The following is a 20360-nucleotide window of genomic DNA, read 5'->3' as shown; positions in this document are numbered from 1 at the left end:
AATATATTTGTCATAAAACATCGAAATGTTTGAAATGACAGGAAGTGAGGAAAATGATTTTTCATAGAGTACAGAGACAAAAGTGGGGTTATGAACATGAAAAATCGGAATGGATGGCTTTATTTCTTCGGCGCCCTTGGCGGTGCTTTATATGGCTATGATACAGGTGTCATCTCCGGCGCCATCTTATTTATGAAAGAGGATTTAGGTTTAAATGCGTTTACAGAGGGGCTTGTCGTCAGCTCGATTTTAATCGGGGCGATGCTCGGTTCCTCTCTTTCTGGAAAGCTGACAGACCAATTTGGGCGGAAAAAAGCCATCATCGCCGCAGCGATTTTGTTTATTATCGGCGGATTTGGTACAGCTCTTGCCCCGAATACGGAAGTGATGGTTTTATTCCGAATTGTACTAGGGCTCGCTGTCGGGTGCTCGACAACGATTGTTCCATTATATTTATCTGAACTTGCGCCAAAGGAATCACGGGGGGCACTATCCTCATTAAACCAACTCATGATCACATTTGGTATTCTTCTAGCCTATATTGTGAACTACGCTTTAGCGGATGCAGAGGCATGGCGCTTGATGCTTGGAATTGCGGTTGTTCCTTCTGTTCTTTTGTTATGTGGGATTTTGTTTATGCCGGAAAGTCCCCGCTGGCTGTTTGTCCACGGACAGGCTGATCGTGCGAAGGAGATATTATCTAAACTCAGAAAAAGTAAGCAAGAAGTGGAAGAAGAAATTTCGGATATTCAAAAGGCGGAAAGTGAAGAAAAAGGCGGTTTTAAGGAATTATTTGAGCCATGGGTACGCCCAGCATTGATTGCCGGTGTCGGCTTAGCCTTTCTGCAGCAGTTTATCGGTACAAATACGATCATCTACTATGCACCAAAAACATTCACAAGTGTTGGCTTTGGGAATTCTGCGGCGATTTTAGGAACTGTCGGAATTGGTGCAGTGAATGTCATCATGACGTTTGTTGCCATCAAAATCATTGACCGTGTAGGGAGGAAAGCGCTGCTCCTATTTGGGAATGCAGGAATGGTCCTTAGTTTAATTGTCCTGTCAGTGGTCAACCGATTTTTCGAAGGGTCAACAGCTGCAGGATGGACAACCGTTATTTGTTTAGGTCTCTTTATCGTCATCTTTGCTGTCAGCTGGGGGCCAGTCGTTTGGGTAATGCTTCCTGAGCTGTTCCCGGTACATGTCCGAGGAATCGGTACAGGCGTTTCAACTTTCCTTCTTCATACAGGAAATTTAATCATCTCGCTTACATTCCCAGCTTTATTAAGCGCGATTGGTATCAGTAATCTCTTCCTCATCTATGCGGTCATCGGTGTAGGCGCCTTCTTATTTGTGAGGTACTTGGTGACCGAAACGAAGGGGAAAAGTCTTGAAGAAATTGAAGAAGATTTAAAAAAGAGAAATCGTGCCGTCGCAGGTGACGAAGGGAAAACAGTGTGAACAATGACCAGCTGCCGTATGCAGCTGGTTTTTCTATGTTAAACAAACGTTTAATCAAGAAAGGACATTCCCTCATCTTCTGAACGTGCTCCATATGACATACATATGGAACAGGCGGGCGAAAGGTGGAAATGAGATGAAAGGGAAAACAAGCATTGTCATGCTGACGTACAACGAACTGCATTTAACGAAAACATGTATCCAAAGCATTAAACAGCATACGAGCAGCGACCAATATGAACTCATCATCGTTGATAATGCGTCAACTGACGGCACGAAGGAATATGTAAGAGAGCTGGATGATGTGATTTTCATTGATAATGAAAAGAATGAAGGCTTTGCAAAGGGATGTAATCAAGGGGCAAAAGAAGCTTCAGGAGACAGCATTCTCTTTTTAAATAATGACACGATCGTGACGGAAAATTGGCTTCCTCCATTAAAAGAGGCGCTATTCGCATCAGAACAGATTGGGATGGTGGGGCCAGTCTCCAATTATGTGAGCGGCCCTCAGATGGTTCAGCCGTCGTATACAGATGTGAAGGAGCTCCCAGCCTTTGCTAAGGAATATACGTCTAAGAGAAAAGGTCAGAGAACTTATGTGCACCGGCTTGTAGGGTTTTGCTTGCTCGTGAAAAGAAAGCTGATCGAGGATGTGGGGTTATTTGATGAGCGGTTTGTATATGGATCATTTGAGGATGACGATCTTTGCTTACGTTCATTACTGCAAGGGTATCAGCTGCAAATTGTGCATGATTCCTTTGTGCATCATCATGGTCATGCTACCTTCAATGCCAATCAAGAAACGAACATCTCTACACTGTTTACTGAGAACAGACTTCGATTTTTAGATAAGTGGGGCATAGATCTAAATTTGATCACCCCTCATCCGTATTTTACGGAATTGCTCCCTGAGGAAGCTGCATGTGTGCTGGATGTTGGATGCGGCGCAGGGGCAACCGGGCTTGAATTGATGAACCGGCAGTCTGTAACCATGTACGGGGTAGAGGAGGATGCATTAAAAGCAGCGGTCGCAAAGGCGTATTACGAAGAAGTGATTGAGGCAAATGCGGATGAATACCCATGGTCAGAGAAAGAGGCCTTTTTTGATGCGGTCATTTTTTCAGATGTTTTAGAGCATGTGTCAGACCCTTGGCACATCATTGAGCAAGCACACGCATCTTTAAAGCCAGGGGGTGTCATCATTTGCTGCCTGCCTAACATGATGCATGCAGAGGTGCTTCTTCCTTTGATGACAGGGGACTTTACGTATCAAGATGTAGGAATTTTAGATCGAACCCATATGCGGTTCTTCACACCAAACACCATGCGTGCGCTTTTCCCAGATCAATTGTTTGAACGCGTGATCGAGCAGCGGATCAATGTACAGATTGATCAAAACGTCCAATTGTTTTTTGATGAGGTGGCAAGAATAGGAGCATCACTTGGCTTTCAAACAAAATCGTTGTCTGATCAAGTGACTTTGTATCAGCTTCTCATTGTCGTACGTAAAAAAGGCGGCTCCCCACCGGGATAACCGCTTCAGCGTGTAGCCAAACCCTCGCATTCGGTGTCAGGTCTGCACTCCGGTGCTCGTCCTTCCTAGGGCTGCAAAGGTTTTCTATCACGCTGAAAAGAAGACAAAGGGCTAAAATCAAGATCATTTTAGCCCTTTGTCAACAGTATGAGGGCGGCTCCCCATTGGGATAACGCCTTTTGGCATTACCATTTAAAGCTTTTTGTTGCGCCTTCTGCACCAAAGTTCAAGATGCTGACTTTGACATCGTATTCGATGGCTGCTTCTTGGAATAGCCTATCCCACTCGGTACCGTGCTGATCCCAATAGTCGGGATATTTCATACGGAACTGCTGGTTTAAAAATATGGGATCAACGCCGACTTCTTTTTGCACATGATTTACTGCTTTTTGAATGCGTTCTTTAATTTTATGAGCAAAGATACGCTCAAAACGTTTAATGTACTGCTCATCGAATGAGTTTTCAGGAGGATATTGATCCTCAGACAATTTTCCATTTGTTTGTATGCTAATTTTAAAGGATACCTTTCCGTCTTTCAGATAGGGCTTGACCTTGGTTTTTGCTTTTTTTATTTCATACGTGATCGGATAACCTTTGTAGGTGGCAGGTACAACGCCGCCAGTGATACGGCCCATTACCCAGTTTAAAGATTGGACATCTTTTGCTGGGATAAAACCAATCAGCTTTCTCGTTTTCCCATGTATGATTCCTGCCCCATCATAAATAATTTCACTGTCGATCACATCTACACTTTGTACGAGGAAGCTAACGCCCATCTGAAAGTAATCAGACGACCGGCCAATACGTGTTGGCGGTGCGATCTTCCCGTTAAAGCTTCGGTTTTTGGATGTTTCAAAGATATGCTCAACCGGTACCTTCTGTTGAGACTTTAACTTTTGATTGATGACTTTTGACGCATCTCCTCGTGACACGAGGAGATAGCTGCTGCGCCGAACCTCATCATCTCGAATAAAATGATTAAGTGTTCCTTGAATATCGTGATGCTCTGCTTGATTTCTGCCAAACAAGAAGATTTTCATGTGATCACTATAGATCGGCGGGTCTTTCAAGGCGACATTACTGACAGCCTCAAGCACATTTTTTCCCTTTGAGACAACATTCACATAGCCGGGAGAATCGGCCTCTTGTGTTCCGCTTGTTTTCGGTACAAGGTTTTGATAGGTCAGCTTAACTCCATTGTCATCATCCTCATCAATACCAACACCGCGTACAAACGATAGTTTTTCAATATCCTTTAAGTCCCAGCAGCCTGCTGATAGAAGGAAAAGGCAGCAGGAAAAAAAGAATAACAGTATACGCCTGCCTCTCATGTAGAACGACCTCCCCATTTTTTGCGTATCATCAGCAGGATAGCAGTAATAAAAGGAATGGCTAAAACCGCAAACAATGCGTAGCCGAGTAAAGTAGAGTAGTAAAAGACTTCATTGATATTTCTAGGGAAAAGTGAGAGTGCTGATGTAATCAAAAATAACAGCCATAACAGTCTCGTTATATTGGTTGTTTTAAAAACAGTGAAGCAGCCTTTAATCGCAAACTGGAAAAAGCCCAGCATACAAATGAACTGCTGGCACGTCCAGATCGTCAGTAAGAAAATATCAAATCGTTCGATAAACACTCCTTCAAGTTCAAGCGCTTGAATGAGGGAAACTGTTGGCCAAGTGAGAGATTTCGTTTCACCAACGGTCATGGAGCCAATCACTATAAAGAGTGTGAGGGAATATACAAGAGAAGTAATTCCAACCCCGATTGCAGCCGCCCATTTTGCCTTAGACCATTTGTCTTTATAAATGAGCGGGACAACAAACAAAATCACTTCAAAGCCTGTAAATTGAATAAAGGTTTGAGAGAAAAGGTTACTAAAATCTTTAAAACCATGCGCCATCACAGGGCGCAAATAATCAAAATCAAATATTTTTAAACAAAACAGCATGAGCGCTATGTAAATGACCATGGTGATCGGATAAATATAGGTCACCATTTTGACGACTGGAAAGATACCGCTTTTCAAATGATAGATCGCCACGAGTAAAAAAATCATCACAATCACGGTCATGGGAGTTGATTGCAGCAGGAAAAACTGAACCACTTCCCCAAGGACACGTGCCTCAAAGCCGACAATGCCTAGTAAATAGGCAATCAGCATTAAATTAAAGATTGTGCCAAAGAATGCGCCTGCTCCTTTTGTATTTGACTCGAAAATGGTGTCTGGTGCATTCTTTTCGGCAATCCACCCCAACAAAAAAGCAACGAAAGCAAAGATGACGCCCTGTAATAATACAATGATCCAGCCATCAGGGAATCCTGAATTGGCAGAACTGCGTGGAATGGTTAAAATTCCAGCGCCTATCATTGTAGAACTGCACAGAATGGTGACTTGTAACAATGATAGCTTTTCAGGTCTGTACATCGTTTAATCTCCTTGTCTTCTGAGGTTTTTTATTTTTGCTGTTTTTGGTCTGGATTTAAATAGCCCGATTGGTAAACGAACGTACGTATCCTTTAAATCTGAAAACGGTGAAGACAACACAGGTGTGAAATAGTCAAAACCAAAGGTCTTTAACTGCATCAAGTGACAAAGCACAAATAAATAACACATGATTAAACCGTATAATCCAAACAATGCCGAACTAAAAATGGCCATAAACCGCAAAATACGCAGTGGGAAACTAAAGTCATATGACGGTGCCGTGAAGTCAGCCAGTGCGGTCAGCGACACAATAATCACCATTAAGGCACTGACGATATTGGCTTGGACAGCTGCCTGACCAATAATAACCCCGCCAATGAGCCCAATTGTCTGTCCGATGGCTCTTGGAAGCCGTAGTCCAGCTTCCCGCAGCAGCTCTATCGTAAAAGACATGAGAATGGCTTCGACAACAGGAGGGAAGGGAACATTCTGCCGGCTGCCTGCGATGGTGAGTGCCATTCTTGTCGGTAATAAACCGGGATGATAAGAGACAAGTGCAATGTAAAGCCCGGGTAAAAAAATCGTGAGCAGCACGGCAATATAACGAAGTAAACGCAAAAGAGTCGCGCTTGTCCACCTCTGATAATAATCCTCTGGTGATTGCATCAAAGCTGTAAGTGTCATAGGTAAAATGAGGGCAAAAGGAGTCCCATCGAGCAAAATCGAGACTTTGCCTTCAAGCACAGATGCAATCACCCGGTCAGGACGTTCTGTGTTTTGAATCTGTGGGAAAATGGAGATGTGACTGTCCTCAATCAACTGTTCAATATAGCCGGTTTCAGGGATGTCATCCATTTTGATTTCGGCCATGCGTGATAGAACATCTTCTACTAGTTTAGGGTCAGCAATATCACGAACATACACAAGAGCAGCGGATTTTTTATTGCGAGTACCGATACTCACCTTTTGAATCACAAGATTTGGGTCGTTTGCCCGTTCGCGGAGTAAAGCCGTGTTTTTTTCAAGATTCTCAATAAATCCGATCCGTGGTCCTCTTACAAGAACTTCAGATTGCGGCTCTTCTACTTCCCTAAATTGAAAAAGATTTGTATGGAGTGCAAGTGCTTGAGCCGCTCCATCTACAAATAAAATAGCCCTGCCGCTATATAACTGCTCGATGGCAAGGTTCATATCATCCAGCACATCACTTTGAATGCCAAAGAACGTTTTTGAAAGGGAGGGAAGTGTAGTAGAATCAACCTCAGTGAGGTCCAGTTCCTTTTGCATTGGTGAAATGATTTGCTTAGAAAGTAACTCAAATTCTGTGAGTCCTTCAATGTACACGAGACATGCAGACATAGTGGAAGGACCAAATGAAAAAGAGTGGAACACGATATCATCACTTCTTCCGGCAAAGCTTTTGACACGCTTAATGACGGACGCTATATCTTGTTCAATACGACTTTTCATAATACCTCACCCTCATCACATGTTTTTTATAGAGTGACTCGGAAGGTGGAGAATTATACAAGTAGAAAAAAGAGAATCCCGGATAGGAATTCTCTCGTCTTTTTATCTTGCAAGCCAGCCGCCATCAACGGCTAAAATATGACCGTTCATATAATCAGAAGCTGGTGAACTAAGGAAAACAGCAGCACCTGCTAGATCCTCAGGTTTTCCCCAGCGCCCGGCGGGAATTCGTTTGAGAATCTCTTCATTTCGATTTTCATCGTCCCGAATGGCTTGTGTGTTATTGGTCGCAATATACCCAGGCGCAATCGCATTCACTTGAATATGCTGGCTCGCCCATTCGTTGGCAAAAGCTTTCGTCAGCCCTGCGACAGCATGCTTGCTTGCTGTATAGGCGGGGACAAAGACGCCACCTTGAAACGATAGAAGGGAGGCGATATTGACAATTTTCCCTTGCCTGTTTTTCAGCATTTGCTGTCCAACCTTTTGCGTGAGGAAAAAAAGACTGTTGATATTCACATCCATGACCGTATGCCAATCTTCCTCTGAATAGTGAGCCGCTTGCTCTCTTTTAATCGTTCCAGCATTATTGATTAAAATATCAATCGTATGCTTTTTTAATATGGCGTCGACAGCCTGCTTTGCAGTTTGAGGATCGGAAAAGTCAACCTGAACCGCATGAAATGATCGGCCTGCCTGTTCGACAAGTGCCTTTGTTTCTTCAAGCGGTGTGTGGTGATAAGTGCCGATGATATCTGCACCTGATTGGGCAAGCGCCACGGCAATGCCTTGCCCAATGCCGGTTCCAGGACCTGTCACAAGGGCTGTTTTTCCTTCAAGGGAAAAGAGGGACGCTGCATATGATGTTGTCATCATCCTTGTTACCTCAACTGATCCATTGGGACAAAGTCCATATCTTTGAACGTATAGTTTTCGCCCGCCATTGCCCAAATAAATGAATAATTCGCTGTGCCTGAGCCTGAATGGATGGACCAGGCAGGTGAAATGACTGCTTCCTCATTTGCCACAACAAGATGCCTTGTTTCAGAGGGCTCCCCCATAAAATGAAAGACTCGTGCATCCTCTTCGATATCAAGATATAAGTACACTTCCATCCGGCGATCGTGAATATGTGCAGGCATCGTGTTCCACGTGTTATTGGTTTCCAGTTGAGTGATTCCCATCATGAGCTGACAGCTTTGGATGCCATCTGCATGGATGACTTGATACAGGTTTCGTACGTTGGAGGCAGCTGCTTCCCCTAAGTGGTTTGGTGTTAATTCAGCGATGGCTGCTTTTTGCGTAGGGTACGCTCTATGAGCCGTGGCTGAAACTAGATAGAACTTGGCCTCGTCGCCTGATGAACTAGCAAACTGTACATCTTCGTGACCAAGACCAATATATAAGAAATCTTTATGCTCCAGCACAAAGGCCTCACCATTAACAGTGACCGTTCCTTGTCCGCCGACATTCACAATCCCGATTTCACGTCTTTCAAGAAAATACTCCGTCCGTAAAAAGTCCCCAGCATCTAGTGTGAGCGGCTCTGCTGCCGGCATGGCTCCGCCAATCACCACGCGGTCCTCATGTGAGTAATAGAGCTTTAATTCACCACTGACAAATAGCGTAGGAATATGAAAATGACGACGAAGTTCCTCTGTTGTAAAACGTTTGACCTGTTCAGGATGTACAGCATAACGATTTTCCATTTGGATAAGCCTCCCTTTCCATCTGAAACAAATATTGATATTTATTTGGTATCGGTTTCAAGGAAAATTCTAGAGGAAAAAGAGAGCGCCGTCAACCGTTTATTTGAAATCGCTTTCTTTTTATCTAATTAAACGAATTTTTGCCATCATCAAGCAAAAAAATCTTCTGAAATGCAAATAATTATGATATGCTCTTTTTAAGTTTATTTGAAATCGGTTTCGAACCAAATGAGAAGATCAATTGTGGGAGTTTTTTGAATGAAAGAGAAAAAGCAAACGAAAGTGACCATTAACGAAGTAGCAGCTTATGCAGGGGTCTCAAAATCAACTGTATCCAGATATATCAATGGCAGAACAAATGAAATTTCTTCAGAAAAGGTAAAAAAAATCAAGAAAGCCATTGAGGAACTCCATTATCGCCCGAGTCAGCTTGCTCAAGGACTAAAAGTCAGAAAAAGCAAGGTCATTGGGTTTATTGTAGCCGACATTACGAATCCATTCTCTGTGGCAACACTTCGCGGAGTTGAAGAGATTTGTGATGAATATGGATACAGTATCATGGTGTGCAACACAGATAATCGTCCAGAAAAAGAACGGGAAATGCTCCTTAAGCTGAATGCACATTATATTGAAGGGCTCATCATCAATACGACAGGACAGAACAATGACATTCTGGAGGAGTTTAAGAAAAACGGTGTGCCGATTGTTCTTGTGGACCGGAAGCTGCCTGAACTAAAAGTCGACACAGTGACCACGAACAACCGTGATATCACAATCCGGCTGCTTCAACAAATGTATGAGAAAGGCTATGATCACATCGCATTCTTTACTGAGCCTGTCGATGGAATCAGTCCTCGTGAAGAACGAAAGGAAGCATATGAACAGACAGCTTTGAGTAAACATAAGAAGCCAATCATTGCAGAAATTGATTTAAAGCAAAAGGAACAAATGCGCGAAGAGATTGTCCGTTTTCTACAATCAAACGAACAGAAAAAAGCGATTTTAGCTGGCAATGGATTACTCATGCTGAAGCTGATTAGTGAACTTGTAGAGCTTGGGATGAAGATTCCTGATGAGATCGGTATTGCAGGGTTTGATGATACAGAATGGTATAAGCTGATTGGACCTGGAATCACAACGGTTGCCCAGCCATCTCATGAAATGGGGAAAGCAGCCATGCAAAAAATCAAGACACGGCTTGAAGGGGATGAAAGTGCGTCCCAAACGATTCAGCTTGATGGTGAAATCATTGTAAGGAAATCTTTATAAATGATAGGCAGAGAAGAGTATACAGACGTGCATGCTCTCTCTTTTTCAACTGATTTGAAACCGGTACCGAGAAAGGGGAGAAATGAGTGAAAGCATTGGATGCGGTCACATTTGGGGAATCAATGGCGATGTTTTATGCAAAGGAAGTTGGGGAGCTTCATCAAGTGCATACATTCCAAAAGGCGCTTGCTGGTGCAGAAAGTAACGTGGCTGTCGGTTTGGCGAGGCTGGGCTTTCATGTGGGCTGGATGAGCAAAGTCGGAGCAGATTCACTTGGCACATTTATTTTAGAAGAGCTTCAAAAAGAAGGGGTCGATACAAGTGCAGTGCTCCGTTCAAATGATGGGTCTCAAACGGGCATCTTACTTAAATCAAAAGTGATTGATGGAGACCCTGACGTCACGTATTATCGGAAAGGCTCTGCTGCGAGCACAATGAGTCCAAGCGACTTTCCCGTCACTTATTTCGAACAGGCAGGCCACCTTCATATGACTGGTATTCCGCCTGCCCTATCCAGTGAAATGAGAGCGTTTTCTATTCGTGCCCTTCAAGAAATGAAAGCAGCGGGCAAAACCATTTCATTTGATCCAAATCTTCGGCTTCAGCTATGGGAAGAGGAGGAGGACATGATTCAGACGGTGAATCAAATCGCCTCGCAAGTGGATTGGTTTTTTCCAGGGCTTGCAGAAGGGCAAAGGCTCACGGGTTGTCACGAGCCAGAAGAAATTGCAGATGTTTATTTGCAAAAAGGCGTCAAGCTAGTGGTCATTAAGCTAGGTGCAGAAGGTGCCTTTTATAAAAGTGCAGCCGGACAAGGAATGGTGAATGGATTTTATGTACAGGATGTCGTAGATACAGTCGGAGCTGGTGATGGATTTGCAGTGGGGGTCATCAGCGGGTTACTTGACGGCTTATCAAATGAAAAATCCGTGATAAGAGGCAATGCAGTCGGGGCACTTGCAGTGATGTCTCCTGGCGATAAGGATGGACTGCCTACTCGGGAGGAGCTTCAAGCTTTTATGAAAGAAGCCAAACGATATCAAAGGCGGGATTACATGAAAGGGGATGAGAGATATGGGAAAGTCAGCAAGTTTGAACGTTAAAAAGCAGCTCGCGTCTTGTAAATTGATCGCAGTGGTGAGAGCGGGTAGTGAAAGAGAAGGCATTGAAATGATTGAGCGTTTAAAGAAAAAAGGGGTCCGTGCCATTGAAGTGACGTATACCACGCCAAATGCTGAACGCATCATCGCATCCTTTCAGCAGGAGCAAGACCTCATTGTAGGAGCGGGAACGATTACGACACTGGAGCAGGCACAATCAGCTGTTGAGGCAGGCTCACAGTTTATCGTCAGTCCAGGATATCTTCCTATGATTGGAGAACATCTCTCATTTTACGACACACTCTATGTACCAGGGGTTCTCACCCCAAGTGAAATCATGCAGGCGAAAGCAGATGGCTACGGCTTGCTCAAGCTTTTCCCAAGCGGCTCCTTCGGTTTATCCTATATGAAAAACTTGCAAGGTCCATTTCCAGAGATTGAATTTATTCCTACGGGCGGCATTCATCCAGCTGATGTTCCGAAGTGGCTTCAAGCAGGCGCGGTGGCTGTCGGTGTCGGAAGTCAGCTTGAAAACAGTACAGCAGAGGAATTACAAGCCGTTCTTTCCTCATAAATACTTGTAACCGAACAAACAATTGGGTGTAGATGCCAGTTGTTTGTTCGGTTATCTAACATAACAGCAGATAACCATTCAACTCTTCACGTACAATGATCGGGAAGGAGTGATGGAAATGTATATTCTACAAGATGAACTTACGGATGGACGAATTGATCAGCTGATTACTGCACATATAGAAGAAATGAAGGAGCATTCGCCGCCAGAAAGCATTCACGCCCTTCCATTAACTGATTTAAAAAAACAAGATGTCACCGTGTGGAGTGTGCGAGATGGAGAGGAGCTTCTTGGCTGCGGAGCGTTAAAGGAGCTGTCAAGTGAACATGGGGAAATCAAATCGATGAGAACTGCAGCCCTCCATATGCGGAAAGGTGTAGCGAGGTATATGCTGAATCATCTTCTCCAAGAGGCAAAACGGCGCGGGTATACACGTGTCAGCTTAGAGACAGGGGCAATGGCTTTCTTTGAACCAGCAAGAAAACTATATGAGAGCGCTGGGTTTCAGTATGGCCCGCCTTTTGGTACATATCAAGAAGATCCAAACAGTTTATTTATGACAAAGGAATTATAGAGGTCGAGAGAGTATGCTTATAAGCAGCTCTTTTTTTATGCGGAAATAGTGAAAGGAGGAGGATACGGTGAAATTATCTAAGTGGATTGGAATGAGCGCATTTCTCACATTTTGTGCGGTATCTGTCATTTTTTTAACGTTATTAGGTCAAGATTTATTTAAAATTGAAAGCGCTTCCGATAAAACAGCGTCAACATATCAATACCATTTTGTCCTTGTACCGGAGGAACTTGATAACGAATATTGGCAGCTTGTACAAAAAGGAGCTGCTGATGCGGCAGACGTTCATCACGTGTATCTAGAATATTTGGGCCCAAAGCAAGCGGATGTCGACGATCATCTGAAAACCATTGATATGGCGATCGCTGGGCATGTTGATGGCATTATGACGCAGGGACTTGATGCAAAAAAATACAAACCGCTTTTTCAGAAGGCGAGGGAAAAAGGAATTGATGTCGTCACCGTCGATACGGATGCAGAAGGGAGCAAGCGTCAAGTGTATGTAGGAACGGACAATTACTATTCAGGCTTTATCGCAGGGCAGGCACTCATCGCAGATACAAAAGGTGAACAGTATGTAGGAATTGTCACAGGCAGGCTGGATGCCATTCATCAAAAGCTGCGCGTCAAAGGCTTTCGAGATGCCGTCTCCGCTGAAAAACGTATTCATATTGCTGGAATAGAAGAATCAGCCATTACGAAGTCAGGTGCCTCAGGTGCCGCTTATAAACTATTAAACGATCATGCGAAGCTCACCGCATTTTATGGCACAAGTGCATTAGATGGTGCAGGCATCATTCAAGCAATCGCACAGTACCAATCATCCACTGATTTTTATGTGCTTGCATTTGACACATTGCCTGATACGATTCAGGCGCTTGATGATGGAACGATTGATGCCGTGGTCGTGCAGCATCCTTATGAAATGGGCTATCAAGCGGTGGAATCGCTTGTTCGTTTGCAAAAAGGTGAAAAAGAAGAACCGCTTCAGTACACGGGAACGAGTGTGATCCGGCGCGGGGATCTGCCTCTTCAGCAAACAGACAGAAAGCAGGGGATGCAGCCATGAGAAAGATTCGAAGTAAGCTGTTATTGGCATTTTTAATCCTTGTGCTTCTTGGCAACGTAGCCGCTTTTTTTGTCTACTGGAGCAGTTCAAAAATCACATCAGAATATAGCCGGAGCTTCCGTTCTTTTCTGCTGCTCAATGATATATCGACAGAAGCAAAAACGATGTATGAAAAAGTCAATGCCTATGCCATTGAAAAGGATCGGAAGTTTGCCAAAGAATACCTTACGTCAAAACAAAAAATGAAATCCTACGATCAAGCGCTGCGAAAGGATGCCGGGCTTCATGCTGCGATTCCATCGATTGAAAAATATCAATATATGATACGGACGCTCATCAATGAAAGTGATGCGACCATGACACATGTAAAAGAAGGGAAAATCGAAGAATATGCTGCAAGTGTGAAGGAAGTGAGAACCGTCTCCTCCTATATACAAGAGCAGACGATGACCCTGCTTGATGATGAATTATCTGAATATCAAGTACTCTATCAATCTCTTCAAAAAAGGCATCATACCTATGCGCTCTTTACCTTGTGCCTGTTTACGTTATCAATCGGGGTCGCATTATGGATGGCTTATATGATTGCTGGCGGGATATCAAGACCCATTGTTCATCTGTCCCGAAGCGTAAAAGAAGTATCAGAAGGAAATTTTGATGGAGCGAATTTGCATGTCACCTCAAAGGATGAAATTTCTGTTTTAAATGAAGCCTTTCAGCGAATGCGGCAAGAGATGAAAATGATGATTGAAGAGATCAAACAAAAGGCAGCATTGGATCAAAAAATCAAAGACATGAAGCTAAAAACGCTGCAAAACCAAATGAACCCGCATTTTTTATTTAACACATTAAACATCGTTTCGCGGATGGCTTACTTAGAATCAGCGGAAGCCACATCGAGATTGATTCAATCCGTTTCCACGCTGATGCGGTATTCGCTGTCTGCTCTGAGTACATCCGTTACATTGGAACAAGAAGTGAAAGTGGTAAAAGAGTATTTTCATATACAAGAAACGAGATTTGCCGACCGTATTACGTGCAAAACGTCCATCGATGAGTCGTGTTTATCTGTACATATCCCAAGTCTCACCTTACAGCCGCTTGTCGAAAATGCCTTCATTCATGGCGTCGAACCAAAGGAGGAAGAGGGACTTGTTGAGCTCTCAATCTATCAAGAAGGCGGCTATGTGATGATTCGGATTCGGGACAATGGGATGGGCATCAATGAATTGGAGAAAAGAAGATTGCTATCAGAAAAAGAAGAGGAAGATCCGAACATCCTGAGTAAAGGCCACTCGACAGGAATTGGTCTTCGAAATGTGATGTCAAGACTGCGTTTGTTTTACGGGGTGCAAAATGCCCTTCAAATTGATTCAAAGCCAAACGAAGGCACCACCATACAATTGGCTATTCCGATAAAGGAGGGACCGGCATGCTGAACGTGCTGATTGTCGATGATGAAAAAATAGAACGACTAGCGATGCGGAAGTTCTTAACCGAATGGGTTCCAGAGTGTCATATAGCAGGAGAAGCGGAAAATGGAAAGAAGGCGGTTGAATTCGTGCGATCTGAGCCCATTCATCTTGTGCTCATGGATATCCAGATGCCTGGCATGGATGGACTGGCGGCGATCAAACAGATCAAAGCAAGCAGTCCTCATACAAAATTCATTATGCTGACAGCCTACGATACATTCGATTACGCCAAGCAAGCGATGCAAGAAGGGGTGAAACAATACCTTGTCAAACCAGCTGATAAAGACGAAACCATCGCAGCCATTCGATTTGTAGCAGCAGAAATAAAGCAGGAGGCGTCTCAGCGGCAGGCGGCAGCGGCCGATCAGCAGTCAAAGTGGCTTGAAGTCCATATCATGAACGGTCAATCCTATACCTCCATGGAGTTTCAACAGCTATTTTCAGAATATGAAGCAGGTCTTATCATCGCGGTGCAGCGGACGGGCGGGAATCAACTGTTGAACGATTTACAGAAATCTGCACAATTTCATACGGTGCCTATTCAGATGGGGGGTGAACTGTTTACATGCTTTATTTATAGTCAGCAAGGACCAGGTCAGCTTAAGGCAGAGGTGCTGCAAGCCATTCGAGCTGCCATGACAAACGGTCAGCCTTCACCTGTCGTTGGCATAGGGCACCCAGTCTCAAACCCGCTTCATCTTCAGAAAAGTGCAGCAGAGGCGAAGCTTTCCTATTATCAGCGAAAAAAGAGTGGCAGCGTTGTTCGTTATGGCTTTTACCAAACAGACATAAAGCCCGGTCCATTGATTCATCTGCCAGACCTTGCGGATAGCATGATGCAGGCGCTCGAGGAAGGGAGAAGAGAGGATGCGCTGGCTTTATTTGATGCCTTTCAATTAGAGGGGGCGACGATTTCACAAGTAAAGGAACTGCTGATTCTCTTCAAATCACGTCTCCGTACAGATCTATCGATATTGACAATCAGCACCGCAGCTGAATGCCGTCAGTGCTGTGAACACCTATTTGACGTGTATGAAGCGAGAACCCAGACCATCAATGACATTGAGCGGGCAAAACGTTACATCAAAACGCATTATTGTGAACAGATCACACTTGAGCAAACAGCCGCTTATGTTGATTTAAGTCCAACCTATTTCACAAAACGTTTTAAAGACGAGACGGGTCTGACATTTAAAGAGTATGTGACAAACTGCCGGCTGGATAAAATCAAAAAGCTCCTCAAGGACAGCTCGCTTAGCTTAAAAGAAATTACCTATCAAGCAGGATATACAGATCCTAATTACGTCAGCCGTGTGTTTAAGAAGATGGTCGGCTGTTCACCGAAGGAATATCGAAAACAGGCCGTAAAAAAATGAAGAATTTCATAAAAAAGTGCAGAAGTTTGCCTGAAAAAAAGCAAGGATCTGCCATTATACTTATTTTGATAACGCTTACAAAATAGGGATGGGGGATCAATCATGAAGGTCAAATTAGGCTTTACACTGCTTGCACTCTGTATGCTGATCGTTACTGCCTGCAGTTCATCGACGAACTCAGAGGCAAAAAAAGAAGGCGGAACGGAAAAGCTCGAAATTTTCTCTTGGTGGACAGGAGCGGGTGAGGAAGACGGGCTAAAGGCACTCATCCAGTTGTTTGAAGAGAAGAATAAAGATATTCCAATTGAAAATGCAGCTGTCGCAGGTGGTGCTGGTACGAATGCAAAGGCTGTTCTGACTAGCCGTATGCAGGGGAATGATCCGCCTGCTACGTTTCAAGTGCATGGCGGGGCGGAGCTGAATGAGAGCTGGGTCGCGGCAGGCAAAATGGAGCCGCTGGATGATTTATATGAAAAAGAAGGCTGGAAAGACAAATTTCCAGAATCACTGATTGATCTTGTCAGCAAAGATGGAAAAATCTATTCCGTGCCAGTGAACATTCACAGGGGCAATGTGCTTTGGTATAACAAGAAGGTATTTGATGATGCAGGCTTAGAGCCGCCAGCGACATTTGATGAATTTTTCAAAACAGCAGATGCATTAAAGAAAAAAGGGATCACGCCACTTGCGCTTGGAGATAAGGAGCCTTGGGCAGCGACTCATTTGTTTGAAAGTGTTTTGCTTGGTGTATTAGGGGCAGATGGTTATCAAAAACTTTGGGCTGGCGACATGAAAATGGATGACCCGAAAGTGAAGGAAGCGGCAGACATCTTTGGGCGCATGCTCGAATACGTCAATGATGATCACAGCTCACGTAACTGGCAGGATGCCTCACAGCTCGTGGCAAAAGGCGAAGCTGCAATGAATGTCATGGGTGACTGGGCGAAGGGGTACTTTGTGAATGATCTTGATTTGAAGGTGAATCAAGACTTTGGATACACGGCGACTCCTGGAACGGAAGGAAGCTTTATGGTGATCACCGATACATTCGGACTGCCAAAGGGTGTGAAACAGCCAGAAAACGTGAAGAAATTCTTATCTGTTTTAGGATCTGTGGAAGGACAGGATGCGTTTAATCCGCTAAAAGGATCGATTCCAGCACGTGTGGATGCAGACGTATCAAAATATGATGAATACGGAAAATCGGCGATGAAGGCATTTAAAGAGGCTAAGCTGGCGCCGTCTCTTGCTCATGGCTCAGCTGCTGAAGAAGGGTTTGTGACGAAAGCGAATCAAGCCGTCAATATCTTCGTGACACAAAAAGACAGCAGCCAGTTTGTATCATCTTTAAAAGATGCAATGAAATAAAGACGAAAGAGGCGGCGGCTAGGCACCGCCTCTTTTTTAAAAGGAGTGTAGCTTCATGCGCATGGACACATCGCCGATGACAAAAACATCTATGCCCAAGGTCAAACGTATGCGGAAAAAATGGAATGGAGATCAGCTGCTGGCGCTGCTCTTTTTAGCCCCGTCAGCGGTTTTATTATTCATCTTTGTTTACGGCTTTATTGGCTGGACAGGATATGTGTCATTATCAAACTGGACCACGCTTGTTCCTGATTTCTCTTTCGCAGGTCTTCGCAATTATGCCATGCTGTTTCAAGATTTCCGCTTTCAGTCAGATCTTCGAAACACGGTCTTTTTTACTCTATTTTTTATTGGGGCTGTCATTGTCTCTGGTCTTGCACTTGCGATTTTACTAGATCAGAAGATCAAGGGGGAATCTCTTTTTCGGAATTTATTCTTCTTTCCGATGGCCCTTTCCTTCGTTGTCACAGGGGTTGTATGGCAATGGATTTTAAACCCGTCAACAGGGGTGAATTTATTTTTGAAAACGCTCGGTATCCAGCCTAAATGGTACACGGATACGAACATTTTGGCTGGATTTGTCTGGGGGAAAATTGAGTTTGGTGTACCTGCGGCCATGATTGCCGTCGTGATTGCAGCTGTTTGGCAAATGACAGGCTTCTCTCTGGCGATGTATTTGGCGGGTCTGCGAGGAATTCCAGAGGAAGTAAGAGAGGCTGCTAGAATGGATGGTGCATCGGAGTGGCAGATTTACTGGAAAATCATTTTTCCTCTTTTAAAACCGATTAGTGCAAGTGTTGTTATCATCATGGCTCATATTTCATTAAAGATTTTCGATTTGATTTACTCGATGACAGGACCGGGTGCGAACTTTGTCACCGATGTCCCGGGCGTGTATATGTTTGAAATGACCTTTAGAGGAAACCATTATGCAGGTGGTGCCGCCATTGCGATTGTCATGCTGATCTCTGTTGCGGTCTTTATCGTGCCATACCTCCTGTCGAGCCGGAAGGGGGCTTCATCATGACAGCCAGACAGTTTGTCCGTCCAGTTCTTTATGCTTTATTGATTTTGTGCAGTCTATTTTTTTTGATGCCAGTTTATGTCATGTTCGTCACTAGCTTGAAGCCATTAGGTGAAGTCACCCTTGAGCGAATGTGGTCGCTGCCATCTACCATCGATTTTTCAAGCTATCAAATCGCGTTTGAAAAGCTGGCACCCAATTTAATGAATTCTCTTTATCTAGTCATTCCTGCTACTTTATTGTCAGCTGTATTAGGTGCAATGAATGGCTATGTATTATCAAAATGGCGTTTCAAAGGATCAGAAGTCGTCTTTACGCTGATGCTCTTTGGGATGTTTATTCCATATCAAAGTATTCTAATTCCACTTATTCAATTTTTGCGTGAAGTCGGATTGTATAATTCAATTCCAGGGCTTGTGCTTGTCCATGTCGTGTATGGACTTCCGATCACAACACTCATGTTCCGAAATTTCTATGTGAGCATCCCAGATGAAATGATTGAATCGGCGAAAATGGATGGCGCAGGGTTTATCGGGATTTTCAGACATATGATTCTTCCGCTTTCGATCACAGGGTTTGTTGTGGTCGCCATTTGGCAGTTCACAAATGTGTGGAATGAATTTTTATTTGCAGTCACGATGACCACTGCGGAGCATCAGCCGGTGATGGTTGCCTTGCAAAATCTATCAGGCAGTCAAATTGTGCAGTGGAACGTCCAAATGGCAGGAGCGATATTGGCTGCGCTGCCGACACTACTCGTCTATATTCTTCTTGGAAAATACTTTGTCAAAGGGCTTCTTGCAGGCTCTGTCAAAGGGTAAAACAATTTTTGTGTTATCGTTTTCATTCGGTGTACTGAAAGGATTGACTTCTCTTTAGATAGCGTCATAATAAAAGTTGAGACTTACTAGTTTTCATCAAGCTAGGTAAGGATTATCAAAGGGTAGCAAAGGGAGGAGTCATCCTGAATGAAGCAGTCACCAATTTTTTTACTGCCTGAATTGAAGGAAAGAATATGGGGAGGTACAGCCTTAAGGGATCAATTTGGCTACGATATTCCTTCTGATCAAACGGGAGAATGCTGGGCAATTTCTGCTCATCCAAACGGACCAAGTGTCGTGCAAGACGGTCCATATAAAGGGAAAACGCTGATCGAACTTTGGGACAATCATAGAGAATTGTTCGGGGGGATAGAAGGCGATCGCTTCCCACTGTTAACCAAAATTTTAGATGCAAACCAAGACTTGTCTGTTCAAGTACATCCAGATGATGATTATGCGGAAAGACATGAAAATGGCGAGCTTGGAAAAACAGAGTGCTGGTATATCATTGACTGCAAAGAAGGAGCGGAAATGATCTATGGGCACAATGCAAGAACAAGAACTGAGCTTGTCACCATGATGAATAGCGGAGATTGGGAAGGTCTTTTGCGGCGGGTGAAAATTAAGCCTGGTGATTTTTATTATGTGCCAAGCGGTACCATTCATGCACTTTGCGAAGGAACGCTTGTCCTTGAAACGCAGCAAAGCTCAGATACAACCTATCGCGTATATGATTATGAACGAAAAGACCAGGATGGCAACGAACGTGAACTTCATTTTGCACAAGCAATTGATGTCACGACGGTTCCTCATGTAGACGGTTATGCAGATGAATCAGTTGAAACACGCCGAGGAGTGACCATTCGTACATTTGTTGAAGCAGAATACTTCTCTGTGTATAAATGGGAAATTGATCAAAAAGTAGAGCTTTCTCAGGATTATCCGTTTTTGCTATGCAGTGTGATTGATGGAGAAGGGTCTTTAGAGCATGACGGAAACACATATCCACTGCCAAAGGGCGCTCATTTTATTCTGCCGGCTGAAACAGGAAGCTTCTCAATTGAAGGATCTTGTGAACTGATTGTGTCGCATATATAAGGCAAAGAGG

The 20360-nt window shown here is 43.9% G+C and carries 18 protein-coding genes; 13 read left to right on the top strand and 5 right to left on the bottom strand.

Features of this window, described 5'->3' with window-relative positions:
• Positions 1-96: 96 nt before the first annotated feature.
• Together ACN6NB_RS17020 and ACN6NB_RS17015 are read left to right on the top strand one after the other, a co-directional pair.
• The gene (locus tag ACN6NB_RS17020; protein ID WP_144489965.1) at positions 97-1461 is read left to right on the top strand and encodes a sugar porter family MFS transporter; all 1365 of its coding nucleotides are present in this window, start codon (positions 97-99) and stop codon (positions 1459-1461) included.
• A 136-nt stretch (positions 1462-1597) separates the two neighbouring features.
• Positions 1598-2995 (top strand): bifunctional glycosyltransferase family 2 protein/class I SAM-dependent methyltransferase, encoded by a 1398-nt coding sequence (locus ACN6NB_RS17015; protein ID WP_144491556.1) that lies wholly within the window; start codon positions 1598-1600, stop codon positions 2993-2995.
• A 185-nt stretch (positions 2996-3180) separates the two neighbouring features.
• On the opposite strand, the gene ACN6NB_RS17010 is transcribed toward ACN6NB_RS17015, so the two are convergent.
• The 5 genes from ACN6NB_RS17010 to kduI form a co-directional block, all read right to left on the bottom strand.
• On the bottom strand, positions 3181-4326 hold the full coding sequence (locus tag ACN6NB_RS17010) for a Ger(x)C family spore germination protein (protein ID WP_144489969.1): 1146 nt from the start codon (positions 4324-4326) through the stop codon (positions 3181-3183).
• Positions 4323-5423 (bottom strand): GerAB/ArcD/ProY family transporter, encoded by a 1101-nt coding sequence (locus ACN6NB_RS17005; RefSeq protein WP_106025548.1) that lies wholly within the window; start codon positions 5421-5423, stop codon positions 4323-4325. The genes ACN6NB_RS17010 and ACN6NB_RS17005 overlap by 4 nt, the downstream gene beginning before the upstream one ends.
• A 3-nt stretch (positions 5424-5426) precedes the next feature.
• Entirely contained in the window at positions 5427-6893 is a 1467-nt protein-coding gene (locus ACN6NB_RS17000; protein WP_144491555.1) for a spore germination protein, read from the bottom strand.
• Positions 6894-6995: 102 nt separating this feature from the next.
• Positions 6996-7769, bottom strand: a complete 774-nt coding sequence (gene kduD / locus ACN6NB_RS16995) for a 2-dehydro-3-deoxy-D-gluconate 5-dehydrogenase KduD (protein WP_144489973.1) — start codon at positions 7767-7769, stop codon at positions 6996-6998.
• 5 nt (positions 7770-7774) lie between these two features.
• The gene (gene kduI, locus ACN6NB_RS16990) at positions 7775-8602 is read right to left on the bottom strand and encodes a 5-dehydro-4-deoxy-D-glucuronate isomerase (RefSeq protein ID WP_144491554.1); all 828 of its coding nucleotides are present in this window, start codon (positions 8600-8602) and stop codon (positions 7775-7777) included.
• A 258-nt stretch (positions 8603-8860) separates the two neighbouring features.
• On the opposite strand from kduI, the gene ACN6NB_RS16985 reads away from it, so the two are divergent.
• The 11 genes from ACN6NB_RS16985 to manA all read left to right on the top strand — a co-directional run bounded on the left by ACN6NB_RS16985 (position 8861) and on the right by manA (position 20350).
• Entirely contained in the window at positions 8861-9871 is a 1011-nt protein-coding gene (locus ACN6NB_RS16985) for a LacI family DNA-binding transcriptional regulator (RefSeq protein ID WP_144491553.1), read from the top strand.
• A gap of 86 nt (positions 9872-9957) precedes the next feature.
• Positions 9958-10974, top strand: a complete 1017-nt coding sequence (locus ACN6NB_RS16980; protein WP_144491552.1) for a sugar kinase — start codon at positions 9958-9960, stop codon at positions 10972-10974.
• Positions 10946-11545 carry a bifunctional 4-hydroxy-2-oxoglutarate aldolase/2-dehydro-3-deoxy-phosphogluconate aldolase gene (locus ACN6NB_RS16975; protein ID WP_058837510.1) on the top strand — a complete coding sequence of 200 codons (600 nt, stop codon included), beginning with the start codon at positions 10946-10948 and terminating at the stop codon, positions 11543-11545. The genes ACN6NB_RS16980 and ACN6NB_RS16975 overlap by 29 nt, the downstream gene beginning before the upstream one ends.
• A 118-nt stretch (positions 11546-11663) precedes the next feature.
• The gene (locus ACN6NB_RS16970) at positions 11664-12119 is read left to right on the top strand and encodes a GNAT family N-acetyltransferase (RefSeq protein WP_144489979.1); all 456 of its coding nucleotides are present in this window, start codon (positions 11664-11666) and stop codon (positions 12117-12119) included.
• Between the two features lie 67 nt (positions 12120-12186).
• Positions 12187-13188: a sugar-binding protein gene (locus ACN6NB_RS16965; RefSeq protein WP_144491550.1), complete on the top strand. Its 1002-nt coding sequence runs from the start codon at positions 12187-12189 to the stop codon at positions 13186-13188.
• Positions 13185-14627, top strand: coding sequence for a sensor histidine kinase (locus tag ACN6NB_RS16960; protein ID WP_474253498.1), 1443 nt, complete (start codon positions 13185-13187; stop codon positions 14625-14627). The genes ACN6NB_RS16965 and ACN6NB_RS16960 overlap by 4 nt, the downstream gene beginning before the upstream one ends.
• Positions 14621-16039 (top strand): response regulator, encoded by a 1419-nt coding sequence (locus ACN6NB_RS16955; protein ID WP_144491549.1) that lies wholly within the window; start codon positions 14621-14623, stop codon positions 16037-16039. Before ACN6NB_RS16960 ends, ACN6NB_RS16955 begins: the two co-directional genes overlap by 7 nt.
• Positions 16040-16141: 102 nt before the next feature.
• Positions 16142-17407 carry an ABC transporter substrate-binding protein gene (locus tag ACN6NB_RS16950; RefSeq protein WP_144491548.1) on the top strand — a complete coding sequence of 422 codons (1266 nt, stop codon included), beginning with the start codon at positions 16142-16144 and terminating at the stop codon, positions 17405-17407.
• Positions 17408-17462: 55 nt separating this feature from the next.
• A complete protein-coding gene (locus ACN6NB_RS16945) occupies positions 17463-18434 on the top strand; it encodes a carbohydrate ABC transporter permease (RefSeq protein WP_186315101.1) in 972 nt (323 codons plus the stop codon).
• The gene (locus ACN6NB_RS16940) at positions 18431-19252 is read left to right on the top strand and encodes a carbohydrate ABC transporter permease (RefSeq protein WP_144489985.1); all 822 of its coding nucleotides are present in this window, start codon (positions 18431-18433) and stop codon (positions 19250-19252) included. Before ACN6NB_RS16945 ends, ACN6NB_RS16940 begins: the two co-directional genes overlap by 4 nt.
• Positions 19253-19399: 147 nt before the next feature.
• Positions 19400-20350 (top strand): mannose-6-phosphate isomerase, class I, encoded by a 951-nt coding sequence (manA, locus tag ACN6NB_RS16935; RefSeq protein ID WP_058837516.1) that lies wholly within the window; start codon positions 19400-19402, stop codon positions 20348-20350.
• Positions 20351-20360: the final 10 nt, after the last annotated feature.

Source organism: Bacillus sp. 11B20, from assembly GCF_056098985.1.
The sequence above is the reverse complement of the archived record's forward strand: the minus strand, read 5'-3'. Positions and strand labels throughout refer to the sequence as shown.

What these genes read in the sequence shown, in the direction of transcription:
- ACN6NB_RS17020 (WP_144489965.1), top strand. Translation starts at nt 97, where the DNA reads ATGAAAAATCGGAATGGATGGCTTTATTTCTTCGGCGCCCTTGGCGGT.
- ACN6NB_RS17015 (WP_144491556.1), top strand. Translation starts at nt 1,598, where the DNA reads ATGAAAGGGAAAACAAGCATTGTCATGCTGACGTACAACGAACTGCAT.
- ACN6NB_RS17010 (WP_144489969.1), bottom strand. Translation starts at nt 4,326, where the DNA reads ATGAGAGGCAGGCGTATACTGTTATTCTTTTTTTCCTGCTGCCTTTTC.
- ACN6NB_RS17005 (WP_106025548.1), bottom strand. Translation starts at nt 5,423, where the DNA reads ATGTACAGACCTGAAAAGCTATCATTGTTACAAGTCACCATTCTGTGC.
- ACN6NB_RS17000 (WP_144491555.1), bottom strand. Translation starts at nt 6,893, where the DNA reads ATGAAAAGTCGTATTGAACAAGATATAGCGTCCGTCATTAAGCGTGTC.
- kduD (WP_144489973.1), bottom strand. Translation starts at nt 7,769, where the DNA reads ATGATGACAACATCATATGCAGCGTCCCTCTTTTCCCTTGAAGGAAAA.
- kduI (WP_144491554.1), bottom strand. Translation starts at nt 8,602, where the DNA reads ATGGAAAATCGTTATGCTGTACATCCTGAACAGGTCAAACGTTTTACA.
- ACN6NB_RS16985 (WP_144491553.1), top strand. Translation starts at nt 8,861, where the DNA reads ATGAAAGAGAAAAAGCAAACGAAAGTGACCATTAACGAAGTAGCAGCT.
- ACN6NB_RS16975 (WP_058837510.1), top strand. Translation starts at nt 10,946, where the DNA reads ATGGGAAAGTCAGCAAGTTTGAACGTTAAAAAGCAGCTCGCGTCTTGT.
- ACN6NB_RS16970 (WP_144489979.1), top strand. Translation starts at nt 11,664, where the DNA reads ATGTATATTCTACAAGATGAACTTACGGATGGACGAATTGATCAGCTG.
- ACN6NB_RS16960 (WP_474253498.1), top strand. Translation starts at nt 13,185, where the DNA reads ATGAGAAAGATTCGAAGTAAGCTGTTATTGGCATTTTTAATCCTTGTG.
- ACN6NB_RS16955 (WP_144491549.1), top strand. Translation starts at nt 14,621, where the DNA reads ATGCTGAACGTGCTGATTGTCGATGATGAAAAAATAGAACGACTAGCG.
- ACN6NB_RS16950 (WP_144491548.1), top strand. Translation starts at nt 16,142, where the DNA reads ATGAAGGTCAAATTAGGCTTTACACTGCTTGCACTCTGTATGCTGATC.
- ACN6NB_RS16945 (WP_186315101.1), top strand. Translation starts at nt 17,463, where the DNA reads ATGCGCATGGACACATCGCCGATGACAAAAACATCTATGCCCAAGGTC.
- ACN6NB_RS16940 (WP_144489985.1), top strand. Translation starts at nt 18,431, where the DNA reads ATGACAGCCAGACAGTTTGTCCGTCCAGTTCTTTATGCTTTATTGATT.
- manA (WP_058837516.1), top strand. Translation starts at nt 19,400, where the DNA reads ATGAAGCAGTCACCAATTTTTTTACTGCCTGAATTGAAGGAAAGAATA.